The sequence below is a fragment of the Chryseobacterium carnipullorum genome (genome assembly GCF_900142785.1).
Lineage (GTDB): Bacteria > Bacteroidota > Bacteroidia > Flavobacteriales > Weeksellaceae > Chryseobacterium > Chryseobacterium carnipullorum.
In genome coordinates, this window is record NZ_FRCD01000001.1 from 48,075 (window position 1) to 61,847 (window position 13,773).

Below are 13,773 nucleotides of genomic sequence, written 5' to 3' on the forward strand. Positions count from 1 at the left end.
ATTATGCTATCTGTTTTTCTCTTCTGCAAATATCAATCAGCACAGCGACAAAACTCGACGTATTATAATTTCTATTCTTCTCAATTGCAAGTCAAAAAACCGGGAACCAAGGAGAACAGGAAGATAAAAATGATTCTGGAGGAAAAGAAGGAAATATAAAAAGAGTTCAGGAAACCCTGAACTCTTTGGTTTATTGTAAATTAAACCGTTTAGTAAGTATCAAAAGTACAAATTGGGAAAGTAATATCCGCATCATTTACTGTAACATGAGACGGAATATTAGCCGTTATTACATTTCCGGCTTTTCCTGCAATTTTAAAACGAACAGTTCCTCCGGCTGTATTAATGTAGAATATTGTTCCAAGAGACAGTTTACTCATATCACCTGTCTTTACTATAAATGTTCTTGATCCAGCAACAGAATCTACCGTATATCCTGACAGCGCACTTCCTATTCCGGATTCTTTAATAACCATAGTTTTATGGGTGTTAAAATTATAGAATTTCTCTCCGGTATTGAAGTTGAATCCAACCATATTTGAACCAGAAGGATTATCAACAGTTGAATAAGTCTCTTCAGGAATTTCAAGGAATTTCACCTTCTCAATTTTCCCTCTGTCTGCTATGTTAATCATAACCTTCAATCTCGCATTTTCATATGGTCTCTGGATAATTCCTACATACTTTGCCTCTGGAATGAAATACATATTATTTACATAGTCTCCCTCATCCTCGGCTCCTATCTTAATAATTTTCACATCAGAAGTTATTCCTGGTGCAATCCAATAATCCTGTGGTCTAAAATCAAGTAAATCTATCTGAGCCTGCAGCAGGGAATTATCTGTTATAATATTTCTATTTTCATCAAAAAGAACAAACTGTGGATAACGGTGCCACTGTACCCATAAGTTGGTGTTGTTATCATTAATTTTAAAAATCTGACAGAATTGATTATCATAATCAGCATTGGGGAACAAACCTGAAAGTTCATTGAACGGTTCCATGTTCTTTACATAAAAATGACTGTTTGAACCATTGGTCTTTGAGTCTCCGCTTAAGTCTTCGTCCAATAAAACAATAGGCTTTTCACCTACATATTTAATACCATCCTGATCCGTAAAATAAGTAAGGTAATGAATTTGGTTTGAATTAAAATTAAACTCAGAACCCCTGTGGAAAACACCTATTCTTTCCCCTGTTTTAATTTCAATTCTTGGTTCTGAAATAGAAATTCCATAGCATGGAGCTGCCGAAAAGTCAAAACAAAGGGTCTCCCAAGGATCTAAATCATGCCCCCATTCAAATGACTGATTAAGGAAAAGCCAGGAATTACATCCTTTAGAAGCTGCATCTTTTTCAAACTTCACAAACGTTCTTCTGCGGGTAACAGTACTGGCATCAAGCAATCCGGTAAAAGATCCAAATTCGCCACCAATAACACGGTTCGCATTTGCCCAGCCATTATTGCTATTTCTGATTACAAATGCGTCAAGATTAGACTGCATTGATTTTAATTGAATTTCATTCCAAGCAAAACCGGAAAATATGCCGGGTGAATCATTAGCATCGCAAACAATTCCTTTGGTAAAGAAAGAAGCTCCCAGATACATTTTACAGTGCTGTGAACCTTGAAGTAAAATCCCTACATAATTATCCGAAGAAACATTGGTTACCGGTGTTCCTGAAACATTGGTGGTAATCGTATTTTTAAAACTATTCTGAAAAATCAGTGCCGTTTTATCACTTGTCCCTCTATAAAATATCTTATCTATCATAAAGTTTACAGGCTTTTTAAATAAAACCGTATCTGTGATTTTATATCCAACAGGGCTGTTTCCAACTAAAGTAACGGATTGCAGTTCAAGAGAAAATTGCTCACTAGGATTGTTGTGATCCACAGACACAAAATCATAAAGTCTGTTGACAAAATCTGCAGCTTTTAAAAATGCCTGTGTATCATCTGTTGTAGAATCTCCTTTTGCGCCAAAAAGCTCGATATTAATAGGTTTTCCCGCAAGGAAGCTTGTTAGTGCGTAGTATTCTCCCTTTCTTTTTCTATAAATAATACCATCACACAAAGCATCTGTCATGGCTACAGGATTAGCTTCGTGATACCAGTGAGTCACTTTTTGATAGTTTACATTTTCTAAAGAATAACTGTCTACCAGCTGTACCAAATCATCTGCCGAGTCTGTAGAAGAAGGTGAAAAAAAATCGTTCGTAAATTTCATTTTGTTAATGTTTTTTGATTAAAGTGAATGATAGAACAAAGATGATATGGCCATATTCTCTTTTTGTCTAATGCAAATATCGTCCGGCACAGCGACAGAACTCGACGTGTTATTTTATTAAAAGAATAAAAAGGCCAAAAATATTTCTTTTCCGGCCCTATATTCAATAATTGAAATTCCCAAATATTTCAAATAAGAATTTAAACAAATGTATAAAGAGTTGAAAATTTAGGAATTACACATTCCAAAACCCACGGTCTAAGCTTCGGTATTGTATGGCTTCCGAAATATGGTGGGACTGTATATTTTGAGATTCCTCCAGATCAGCTGCAGTCCTTGCAACTTTCAGAATACGGTCGTACGCTCTGGCAGAAAGATTCAATTTTTCCATGGCCAGCTTAATGAGATTAAATGATGTGTCATCCAGACCACAAAATGCTTCAATTTCTTTGGGGCCCATTTGAGCATTATAGCTTATCGCAAGACTTTTATATCTCTCATTCTGAATACTGCGTGCTTTCAAAACACGTTCACGGATATCTGAGCTTTTCTCTCCTTTTCTTTTTTCAGTTAACTGCTCAAATTCTACTTTCTGTACTTCAATGTGTATATCAATTCTGTCTAATAATGGTCCCGAAAGCTTATTCATATACCGCTGCATTTCATAAACGGATGAGGTATTTCCGGGATCGTCCGGGAAAAATCCACTGGGACTGGGGTTCATGGAGGCTACCAGCATGAAGCTTGCGGGATAGTTTACGGTAAATCTAGCTCTGGATATGGTTACTTCCCGGTCTTCAAGAGGCTGTCTCATCACTTCTAAAACTGTTCTTTTGAATTCGGGCATCTCATCCAGAAACAAAACACCATTGTGAGCAAGGGAAATTTCTCCGGGCTGGGGATAGCTTCCACCTTGTAACTTTGAGAAGTAGATGATAAAATCATAAGCTTACATTCGTAATTTCACACAAGTACATGATAATAGAAACTTAAGATAAGTCACTACATAATCTTAATTACAGAATATGGTGATAATCAGTTTTAAAAAGTCAAGAAAAATTGGAAAAAATTCCTTTAGTCTTACCGGGCAAATCTCCAGTGTTAAAAACAATAGCATAATTGAATTTGAATCTCAATTGGAGATGAATTTAACATACCTTTTAGAAAGAAGGTGTGATGTTAGTATGTATTGTGAGCAACCTATTGAAATTGAATATTTTGACGGGAATACCACAAGAAAATATATTCCGGATTTTTATGTTCAATATCATAATGGTGAACAAGAGATCATTGAAGTGAAATACGAAAAAGACCTCTTAGAAAAAAAAGAGCTTTTAGAACCAAAATTCAAAGCAGCCCGTGAATTTTGCAATAGTAATAATATTTCCTTCAAAATTCTGACAGAATCTCAGATTAATACTCCCCAGATGTTTAATTCTAAATTTCTTGCAAATTATAAAACTCCACGATTTAAAACAAACCTTGGAGATATTGAATATATATTAGATACATTGGAAAAATTAGAACAAACAACAATAACCAATCTAATAAATGAATGTTCTTCAGATGATAATAGAAAAGCAGAACTTCTATTTCACCTTTGGTATCTAGTTAGTAATTATTTAATTAACTTTAATGAAGAAGAGAAGCTTTCTATGAATACGTTAATTTGGAAATAAGGATGGATAGAATATTTATAAGCACAGGCGAAAAAGTTTTTTATAATGATAAAGAATGTATCATTATAAAAATTCTCAATATATCAACAGTAACCATTGAGGAAGTTCAAACAAATATTATTCACACAGTAAGATTAGATGAACTAAAACCATTTTATCCCAACCAAACAATATACTTGGAATCTTTACCAGAAAAGGATTGGGAACGAGCAAAAAGTAGATATGAGGTTATATCTCCAATACTATCTAATAGAGGAAATTTGGACATAATTACAAAAACGGCAAAAGAAAACAATATAAGTGTACCTACTATATACAGATGGTTAAAACTCTTTGATGAGACAGGCCTAGTTTCATCTCTTGCTGGAGGAAAGAAAAACGGAGGTATTGGAAAAAGCCGATTAACAAAAAATCAAGAAGAAATTATAAATAACAAAATAAATACTGTTTATCTCAACCAGTCTAGAAAATCTATAACTAAACTAATTAGAGAAATCCAACTAGAATGTGATAATCTAAAAATTACTTGCCCGCACCCTAATACTATTCGATCTCGTGTCAAGGCATTATCAGATGAGGAAAAGATTAGAAAAAGATTAGGAATTAAGGAAGCAAGGTACAAGTTTGAACCTTTAAAAGGGCACTATGAAGATGCCCAATATCCTCTTTCAATCATTCAGATTGATCACACGCTATTAGACATTACTCTAGTTGATGGTCTTGATCGTAGACCTTATAAAAGGCCTTGGCTTACAGTCGCTTTAGATGTTTACAGTAGAATGGTAGTGGGAATTTATTTATCATTTGAATCTCCGGGAGCTTTAGGTACGGGAATGTGTGTTGCAAACTCAATTTTGCCAAAAGAAATGTGGTTAGCAAAACACAATATAACAGCAGACTGGCCATGCTGGGGAATAATGGATACGATTCACGTAGATAATGCTAAAGAATTCCATGGGAATATGCTAAAAAAAGCATGTCAAAATTATGGAATTACCTTACAATACAGACCTGTAGCTACTCCACATTGGGGAGGTCATATCGAAAGATTAATGGGAACATTTGCCAGAGAAATTCATAATTTACCAGGAACTACATTTTCTTCAGTAGCAGAGAGAAAACAGTATGAATCAGAGAAGAATTCTTCATTCACATTAGATGAGCTGGAAAAATGGCTCTTAGTTTTTATAACTAAAATTTATCACCAAAGAAAGCACAGTTCTATTGGAGTATCACCAATTGAGAAGTATAAAAATGGCATATTGGGTAATAATGATGTTTTAGGGCGCGGTATTTCTCCAAGAATAAACGATCATCGAAGTACAAAATTAGATTTCATGCCATATTTTGAAAGATCAGTGCAAGAGTATGGAATAGTTATAGATCACATTTATTATTATGCCGACGTCTTGAGACAATATATACATAGTAGTGATAAAAAAGAAATTAATAAATATATTTTCAAAAGAGATCCCAGAGATATCAGTGTTGTTTATTTCTTAGAGCCCAAGTCCAATACTTATTATGATATTCCTTATCGTAATTCTTCATATCCTCCCTTATCTATATGGGAATATCGCGATATTGTGAGAGATCTAAAAGACTCTAGTGAACAAGTAACAGAAGAAAAAATATTTGAAGCGTATAGAGAACTGAATTATTTGGAGGCAAAAAATAGAAAACGGACAATCAAAACTCGAAATATTAGAAAAGATGACAGCCTGATTAGAACTGATGTAGTAAGTTTTGAGTCGCAAGATGAAGAAAAAGACATAATTGAAACAATATTACCATTTGAAGATTTAGACGATGAAACATTTATCAGAAAAAACTAAAATATTTGTAGAGACGGCAAGTATTGAAGACAGAATCCTTTCCTGCAGAAATAATAAATGGATTGGATACGGACAAGCAACAAAAATAATGTCAAAACTTGATGAAATGATTATTTATCCCAAAAATCATAGGATGCCTAATCTATTGATAGTTGGAGACTCAAATAATGGTAAAACAGCTATATTAGATCGTTTTAAAAAAAAACATGAGTCCTATGTAGATGAAGATATTTCTGTTGTGAATCCTGTAGTATATGTTCAGGCTCCACCTGAGCCTGACGAGAGAAGATTTTACAATGCAATTTTAGAAGTATTATTTGCACCAACCAGAACCTCAGAAAAACTTGATAGCAGATACCTTCGAGTAAAAAGACTATTGGAAAAATTAAAAACAAAAGTTCTTATAATTGATGAGATTCATCATGTTTTAGCCGGAGCACCTACCAAACAAAGAAAATTCCTTAATGTAATTAAACATCTTGCAAATGATTTACAAATATGTATTGTCTGTGCGGGTACAAAATTAGCATTCAATGTTATACAATCCGATCAACAACTTGCTAATAGGTTTGAGCCAAGAGTACTCCCTCGGTGGAATAATGATATTGAGTTAAAAAGATTATTACTAAGTTTTGAAACATTACTTCCATTACAAAAAGAGTCACTATTAATCGAACCTTCAATGGTAAATAAAATTTTATCTATGAGTGATGGTTTGATTGGAGAGATTGCAAAAATATTAGAACTTAGTTCAATTGAAGCATTAAAGTCTGGAGAAGAAAAAATAACAAAAGACATCTTAAATAATATAGATTTTTTATCTCCTGTAGATCGTAAAAAGAAATTTATCACATAAATGGTTTATATTCCTTCTTTAAATAAGACAATAATTCCCATTTGTCTAAAACCTAATCATGATGAATTATTTTCTTCATGGTTATTTAGACTTTCAAATGAATATAATCTTAAACCTTATACTTTTCTTCAGAATTACGTTGGCTTTACAGATTTTAAATCTCTAAGACGAGATCTTGATCTATCCGCAAACTCATTTTTGATTGATTTTTTTACTAATCACACTACTTTAAGAAGGAATAAAATAAAAAAAATGTTTCTTTCCGATTATTCAGGTAAGCTTTTTACTGAAACATCAAAAAAATATTCTACTTATTCAAACATACTACCACTAGGACTATCAAATAGAGAAAATAAAAAACAGTATGGTTTACAATATTGCCCTAACTGTTTAAAAGAAAATGGATATTATAAGAAAAACTGGAGATTAATTACCTCATTAGTATGCCTTAAATGCTATTGTTACCTAAAGGATAGATGTGAAAATTGTGGTAATCCTATAAATTTTTTTAAAATATTCACATCAAAAAATACTTCTGAAATAGATTACACTCATATTGATATTTGTTTCGACTGCAAGAAAAAATTATTTCAGAATTACCAATTCAAGAGAGCTACTGAGGAGCATATAAGCTATCAGAGATATATAAATGGCACCATTAAGAATGGTTATAATAATACTTGTAATTATTCTTTTTTCTATATAAAGCCCCTCTTATATTTTTCCGGATTATTAAAGTCTTCGCGAAAAACTAATAAATTTAGAGAATATATTCTTGATATTCATCGTATTATTTTAAATACAAATGAATCAAGCATAGAATTTTGGTCAATAGAAGAAAGGCTTGAAATTCTTCCTTTAGTAAACAGCTTTCTCCGTTCTGATATTCAAAATGAGCATCTCAGATTTTATAAATTAAGTAAAGGCTATGTTGATAGTGAAAAAATACTACCTTATTGGATTTACAGTAAATTTCTACTTTAATTTTTTCTTTATTTTTAGGGCTAGGCTTTCAGCAGTTCTCTCAGCTGTCTCCAGTTTGTTATGATTGAAAAGATGTCTTAAAGATAATCCTTTACTGACTGATATAATTGACTTCAATTCTTGCGTGTCCCTAATTTTGTCCCAATCCAGATCACCAAATTTACTAATCATATGTATTAGTGATTGTTCAACTAAATTATCACGTTCTCTTTCAAACCTGTAATATTTTTCGGAACATTTTAGCAATGCCATCCTTCCTTTTTTATTATTGGTATTTTTGCTTACAATTAAACAATAATTAAAATCATTGTAATAAATCGACACCATAATTATTGGCGCAATTCTATCACTTTTTATTGGTGTATAACTACTATTTTTAAATGGAGCCGGATCTATAAATATATAGCTACACTCAATATTTTTGGATTCTAGTATAGTCACTGCAGCAAATAATGCCTTAATATAATCAAAAGTATTATTATCGAAAAAGTTAGCCCTAGCGGTATTATTTCTACCATTGTGATTACGAATGTTTTCAGAAATTTCATCGACATTATGAAAAACTCTATCTTCAGCTACATATTGTTTTTTTTGTTCTGTTTTTAATTGCTTTTTGTTTTCAGGTATTTCATAAAACCTTTTACGACCATCATCTAAAAATACATTACGTACATTGAAATTATGATTAGTAGGCCTGTCCGTATGCCTTGGATTCGGATTTGGAATTTCAATTTGTTGAGTATAATTTTCCGGATCTTCTGTTTCTTCATTTAATGTTGAATGATCAGACAAATCTTTCATTTCAAATTTTTCGGATATAAAATTTCGACCTGTAGAATCTAATAGGTTAAAATTTTCAATAGCAAAAACTAAAAATTTATCTTTAGAAATTCTTTTACCTATCACATCAAGTTTAACCAATTCATTAAATGGTATTTTTGAGGTTAAATATGCTTTTCTTTCGGTGTTCCAAGATTGATTTAAGGAAGCATAAAAATCTGAATGTATACGAGCCATTGATTCATATCCTCCTTTAATTAATTTATATTTGGAAATTTCGCTTGCCTCTTGATATCTTATGATTGATGAATTATAAAAAAATAAAGGAATATTATTCTCGGTATAGTACATTTTTTTATCTAATCCATCTTCAAATGTTCCATAAATAAGATGATATATTTGTAAAGTTGATAAATAATAAAAGTATGAAAGAATAACATGTCCCGGAATAATTATTGTTAGATCACCATGCTTTACTGAATAATAACCGGCGCCTTTATAAATCATATCATTCTTTTCAAAGTAAAGTGGAAAGCCTGTTCCTTTTAAAGATCCATGTATTCCGTTAATATGATAATCCTTTAATGGATTAACTTCAATATTTTCAAGCCTTGTGATACCGTTTCTATCACATTTCGGGTTTTCTAAAAAATCGCCGTTATATCCAAAATATGTTCCTAAAGAGTAATGAATTGTTTTTTCTTCAGGAACATAAACCTTAATACTTTTATCACTTCTTGCAAAATCAAAATCTCTATTTTCGATATTTGTTAAGATAATTTCTCTCCTCATTCTTTCCTCTTTCCAACATGTTTTGCCAAGCCATGTAATTGCCCAAAATGAATTCGGTTTATTTACTTCATGAAAGACTAACTCATCAATCTTTATTTTTCTATTATATCTTATCTGAGACTGTGGTAACATTTCACTAATATATTAAAAACAACATAAGTAAATGATAAAATATTGAAAAATATGGGAATGCATATTTTTTATTGAAAAAGGGTAAAAATTAGTTTAAAAAAACGTTTATTTGCAATACAATTAAATGAGACGGAAAATAAAACTCAATTCAGGTCACATCTTAGATTTTTTATTTTGTCTCTTAAAACGATATAATGGCAGAAAAACTCTTATACTCAGCTGATGAAGTTCAAACTATCTTGAAAAAGGCTATTGAAGCTACCTCTAAAGGTATTTTTGAAAAAAGGCTCAGATTATAAAATCCAAGCCTAACTTTTTAACTTACACACTTTGTGGGATAGTGTCTTTTAATAAAATCAATGTGTTTATAGAATCTTTTTTCAAAATAATTTCTAATTGCTATTGTGAGAGATACAGCATGCAATGAGTACAATGAATATTTTCAAAACCTCTATCACTAAAGCTATTATCAGACAATAGAATTTGGTTGAAGTAAACTTATAATCCTTGTGGAACTGTAGCACTTTCGCCAACATTACTTCCTTCAAGATCTTCCTCCAAATCATCATGTACCTTAACCTGTGAATTATTAATGGCAAGACAATATATAGTCCAAGTTCCATTTACAACTACTTCTACACCATTCACAGTCTTATTTTCAGGTGCACCACCTGTATAATCCGCTGTAAGTCTCCAGGTTTCATGCCCCACAGTCCCATCCTTAAATGCATTAACATTAAAAGAATTATATGTGTCAGGATGATTAACAGTTTCACTTTTCATAAATGGCTCACTAAAGCTGGATCCTACAACCACTAAAGTGTAGTCTTTCACAGGAATCTTAGTATTAAAGTTATATACCCAATCGCCATAAACATTTTTTAAGACGTACTTTATATAGTTAATGGGCTTATTATTTTTAACTGTACCTGCCACCTTTATCTCTCCCGTATGGTCGTCCCTTACCAATGAAGATACACTGGCAGAAGATGTCTTCTCAATTTTTCCGATCCTCAGTTTTCCCTCTATATCTAATTCTTGTGTAGGGGCTTTTGTTCCTATACCGATTCTGTGGTTTTCGGCATCGACGCTTAAGGAGCTTGCTGGGGTGCTTACGGTAGAATTGTTAACAGTAGTGGTTGCAGTATAGTTGTCAAAATTAATGGCATCTTTTCCTGTTCCTTCTAAGGAAAGCTTATTGTTCGTTGTAGCTCCTGAAATAGTAGTGGCTTCAGTAAGTGCACCACCCAATTTTACTTTGTTGCCTGACATTGCAAGTCCGTTTTCCGCCGCTGTGTTAGAGTTAATTACTTTCTGCCAAATATCACCGTCAAAATAATAATAGCCTGTCGAAGTGATATTGACGGTTTTAGGATCTGGTGAAGACACAGTAGTTGTAGCATAAACCAGAGTTCCTGTCTGGTTTGCTCCGTACTGCGTATTAGCAGCCTTAATCTGGTCTCCTGTAAGTCTTGGAGCAATTAACCCTTCCGGTTTACTTCCGTCTGTAGTTTTGGCAGTTACATCCAAAGTGGCCTTTGGACTCGTATTATTAATACCTACTTGTGAAAATGCAAATTGGGCGAGAAGAAAGCCGGCTATTATAATAATTTTCTTTTTCATATTTTTTAGTTATTTAAGTTTTAAATGCTTTAAGCACTCTATAATAGTATTATTTTAGCAATGTTAAAATTAGACCTGATGTCTAATATAGCAGAAGCATCTGGCGTAGATGTAATAATTCCCAAAGCACGGTTTTGTTGTGCATGTATACTACAAAAAGCACAGGTAATTTTGTGGTCAAAAAAGAGGTTAATTGTTTTCATTTTTTTAGTAAATATTTTTGCAATTTTACAGTATATATATTCAATATGTCAAAATAAAACTTGTATAAAATGTTATCAATCTACTTCATTATATATTATAAAATGTTATAAAATAAAAAGTAATAATCAGGTTATCAGTGAGTTATTTATTTCTAGGTACTGTCATAGAATTATTTTTGCATAAGCTTTTTTTATAAATTAGAAGTATCTCCAAAATTTGAGATTCAACTTTTGGAGACACATTATTATAATCGAAAAAACACGGTGTTTGTCAATTAATTAAAACAATAACAAACGTGCTTAATTCTTTTGAAATTGATTTTTTTATAAGATCCTATAATTGGGAGGAACAATTTTTAAACTTTGCGATATTATATTCGCATGGAACAATGAAGCTGAAGAAATAATTCCTTCTCCTAATCAATATATGATTGCATGGATGTTATTTTCTCCCCAAATTTTTGTTTTTGCAACGAAACTGTTTTTTTATCAGGCTAAGCAAAGTATTTCTGGTTTCTTATTCTAATTAATTTCGAGTCCGGGATTAATCATAGGTATAAACCAGTTTTGATTTGGTATACCATAAACCATGACTGGCTGGAAATTAGCTTACCAAAAAAAATTTGACGTTGTTTAGAGGATATATTTATTCTGAGCTTATAAACATCAGCATTATTTTATTTTGACAGTGAAATAATACCGAAAATAGCCGAGCCCCTTGATAATGAGCTGAAGAATTAAAAATTTATGGATGCTACAGAATAAATTATACATTTTTAAAGACTACAATTGTTTGTTCTTTTATTCAGAATTTTTTCAGAATTTTATCAAGGCTCTCTGCTTTTGAGATATTAAGTTTTCTTCTTATTTTTGTTTTATATACTCTAATGGTTCCTTCGGAAATTCCCTCCAAGCTGGAAATTTCTTTGGCAGACAAATTGATCAAAAAATAGTTACACAATTTTAGTTCTCTATTGGTTAAAGAGGGATATTGTTTTGAAAGTTTACATAAAAAAGCCTCATTTTCGTGATTACTTTCGCTTATATACAAATTATTTTTTTTATCAATCTGTCTCAGGTTTTGAACTTTAAGATAAAGATCTCTTAAAAGCTGTTCACTATCCACATCATTGGATTGCTTTATCTTACGAAGATCTTTAAGAAAATCTTCTTCAATTTTAGTTTTAAGATAAATATTCTGATGCATACTTTTAATTTTGTTCTTTTGCATATTGACATTATGTTCAAGTATTCTCGATTTTTGTTCAAATATTAATTTATCTTTCTTATTTCTGTTTTTGATGGCAACCAGCATGATGATAGAAATAAGGAGTAGGAGTAAAAAAATAACAGTTATTAGGATATTGATTTTTTCTTGAAAACTAAGCTCGTATTCATATTTGTTGTCAATATACTTAATCGCTTGGTCAGCAACAAAATATGATGTATTACTTATATTTTTGTAGTTCTCTTCATCTAACTGATGATTAAGGCGAATAAGCTTTTCACTGATATGTTTTACAGTTTCTGTATTATTATTTAATTCGAGATAATATCTTAAGATGACTTCATTACATGTAATTATGTTTTCAGTTCCTTTGATTCTTGGCTCAATTTCAATCAAATAATTGATAAGCTCCATCATTTTTCTTTTTTCATTTGTTTTTTTATATAAATCAAATAACGTAACCATAACTCCATTTTTTCTTTTATAAAAAAAGGGTTTGTTTAAATAATATTGAATTTCAGGTCTCAAATACTCCTCACATTCATTATACTTCTTTAGTTTATAGAGATAAAAGCCTAAATGACTGTTAACAAGATGGACAAAATCTTTTTCTTCCTCTGTCTTCAAAGGCTTTCCTTTTAAAATATTAATGGCTATTTCAGCCTCTCTTCGTGCCTGTTCATAATTTCCTAACTTACTGTAGACCAGTCCAAAATTATTGTGCATTGAAGCTATAAAAAGAATTTCGTTTGGGCCAAACAAATGGAGTGCTTTATCAAAATACTTCATAGCAATTTGATAATTACCTTCATTATAATAAAGCCTCCCTTTCACATGATATAGATGCGGCAGAAAATATTTTCTTGGTAATTTTTCTTCTACTTTAATAGCCTTATCTAAAAATTGCATGGCCAGTTTAGGAGAGGAATGTTCTAGGTAAATGGCCAGTTCGAAATTACATTCGCTTATAAGGAATTCATATTCACCATCATTCAGTTTAAGAAGTTCATAGACTTTCGACACCTTGGTATAATTTTCTTTTTTTGAAAGAATATGCATATCAATATATTCACTTGAAAGCTTATAAAGCTTATTCTTGGTTTCACTGTATTTTTTAAGCTCAAGTTTTTTCAAGTTTGTTAGCTTATTAAAACTATGATCTTTTTTTTCAATTTCTTGTTTAAGATTATCAAAATACTTATTTCCATCCTCTCTATTTTTACAGGAAAATAAAAGAAGTATCAGCAGGAATGAAAAGTTTTTCATTTGAAGTAATTTTTTTTAAAATTACTTCAAAAATGAGTTAATATAATAATTTTAACTATGCTAATGAAAAAACACTAATACTTATTTTTTTATCATTATTTTATATAAAAAAAATATATTTTTTTTTATATATTCAATTTTCGATGTATTTATTTTAATTTATT

The 13,773-nt window shown here is 31.2% G+C and carries 8 protein-coding genes and 1 pseudogene; 4 read left to right on the forward strand and 5 right to left on the reverse strand.

The annotated features are described in order from the left end of the window. Positions 1 to 209 precede the first annotated feature (209 nt). Both BUC06_RS00220 and BUC06_RS00225 read right to left on the reverse strand, forming a co-directional pair. Positions 210 to 2,231: a hypothetical protein gene (locus BUC06_RS00220; RefSeq protein WP_073328194.1), complete on the reverse strand. Its 2,022-nt coding sequence runs from the start codon at positions 2,229 to 2,231 to the stop codon at positions 210 to 212. Between the two features lie 235 nt (positions 2,232 to 2,466). Next, a pseudogene (locus BUC06_RS00225) lies at positions 2,467 to 3,144 on the reverse strand (ATP-binding protein); the annotation flags it as partial. 112 nt (positions 3,145 to 3,256) lie between these two features. On the opposite strand from BUC06_RS00225, the gene BUC06_RS00230 reads away from it, so the two are divergent. Genes BUC06_RS00230 through BUC06_RS00245 form a run of 4 tightly spaced genes read left to right on the forward strand, consistent with a single transcriptional unit; the run spans position 3,257 to position 7,585 of the window. Continuing rightward, positions 3,257 to 3,910 carry a heteromeric transposase endonuclease subunit TnsA gene (locus BUC06_RS00230; protein WP_073328199.1) on the forward strand — a complete coding sequence of 218 codons (654 nt, stop codon included), beginning with the start codon at positions 3,257 to 3,259 and terminating at the stop codon, positions 3,908 to 3,910. Positions 3,911 to 3,912: 2 nt separating this feature from the next. After that, the gene (locus tag BUC06_RS00235) at positions 3,913 to 5,745 is read left to right on the forward strand and encodes a helix-turn-helix domain-containing protein (RefSeq protein WP_073328202.1); all 1,833 of its coding nucleotides are present in this window, start codon (positions 3,913 to 3,915) and stop codon (positions 5,743 to 5,745) included. Next, the gene (locus tag BUC06_RS00240; protein WP_073328204.1) at positions 5,720 to 6,601 is read left to right on the forward strand and encodes a TniB family NTP-binding protein; all 882 of its coding nucleotides are present in this window, start codon (positions 5,720 to 5,722) and stop codon (positions 6,599 to 6,601) included. Before BUC06_RS00235 ends, BUC06_RS00240 begins: the two co-directional genes overlap by 26 nt. Next, on the forward strand, positions 6,602 to 7,585 hold the full coding sequence (locus tag BUC06_RS00245) for a TniQ family protein (protein WP_073328207.1): 984 nt from the start codon (positions 6,602 to 6,604) through the stop codon (positions 7,583 to 7,585). On the opposite strand, the gene BUC06_RS00250 is transcribed toward BUC06_RS00245, so the two are convergent. The 3 genes from BUC06_RS00250 to BUC06_RS00265 all read right to left on the reverse strand — a co-directional run bounded on the left by BUC06_RS00250 (position 7,577) and on the right by BUC06_RS00265 (position 13,609). Beyond that, positions 7,577 to 9,289, reverse strand: a complete 1,713-nt coding sequence (locus BUC06_RS00250; RefSeq protein ID WP_073328209.1) for a hypothetical protein — start codon at positions 9,287 to 9,289, stop codon at positions 7,577 to 7,579. The two genes, BUC06_RS00245 and BUC06_RS00250, sit on opposite strands and share 9 nt — an antisense overlap. A gap of 498 nt (positions 9,290 to 9,787) precedes the next feature. Then, on the reverse strand, positions 9,788 to 10,912 hold the full coding sequence (locus tag BUC06_RS00255) for a hypothetical protein (protein WP_073328212.1): 1,125 nt from the start codon (positions 10,910 to 10,912) through the stop codon (positions 9,788 to 9,790). Positions 10,913 to 11,920: 1,008 nt separating this feature from the next. After that, positions 11,921 to 13,609, reverse strand: a complete 1,689-nt coding sequence (locus tag BUC06_RS00265) for a LuxR C-terminal-related transcriptional regulator (RefSeq protein ID WP_073328217.1) — start codon at positions 13,607 to 13,609, stop codon at positions 11,921 to 11,923. Between the last annotated feature and the right edge of the window lie 164 nt (positions 13,610 to 13,773).

Excerpts from the sequence above, each read along its gene's own strand:
- BUC06_RS00220 (WP_073328194.1), bottom strand. The coding sequence starts at position 2,231 with ATGAAATTTACGAACGATTTTTTTTCACCTTCTTCTACAGACTCGGCA.
- BUC06_RS00230 (WP_073328199.1), top strand. The coding sequence starts at position 3,257 with ATGGTGATAATCAGTTTTAAAAAGTCAAGAAAAATTGGAAAAAATTCC.
- BUC06_RS00235 (WP_073328202.1), top strand. The coding sequence starts at position 3,913 with ATGGATAGAATATTTATAAGCACAGGCGAAAAAGTTTTTTATAATGAT.
- BUC06_RS00240 (WP_073328204.1), top strand. The coding sequence starts at position 5,720 with ATGAAACATTTATCAGAAAAAACTAAAATATTTGTAGAGACGGCAAGT.
- BUC06_RS00245 (WP_073328207.1), top strand. The coding sequence starts at position 6,602 with ATGGTTTATATTCCTTCTTTAAATAAGACAATAATTCCCATTTGTCTA.
- BUC06_RS00250 (WP_073328209.1), bottom strand. The coding sequence starts at position 9,289 with ATGTTACCACAGTCTCAGATAAGATATAATAGAAAAATAAAGATTGAT.
- BUC06_RS00255 (WP_073328212.1), bottom strand. The coding sequence starts at position 10,912 with ATGAAAAAGAAAATTATTATAATAGCCGGCTTTCTTCTCGCCCAATTT.
- BUC06_RS00265 (WP_073328217.1), bottom strand. The coding sequence starts at position 13,609 with ATGAAAAACTTTTCATTCCTGCTGATACTTCTTTTATTTTCCTGTAAA.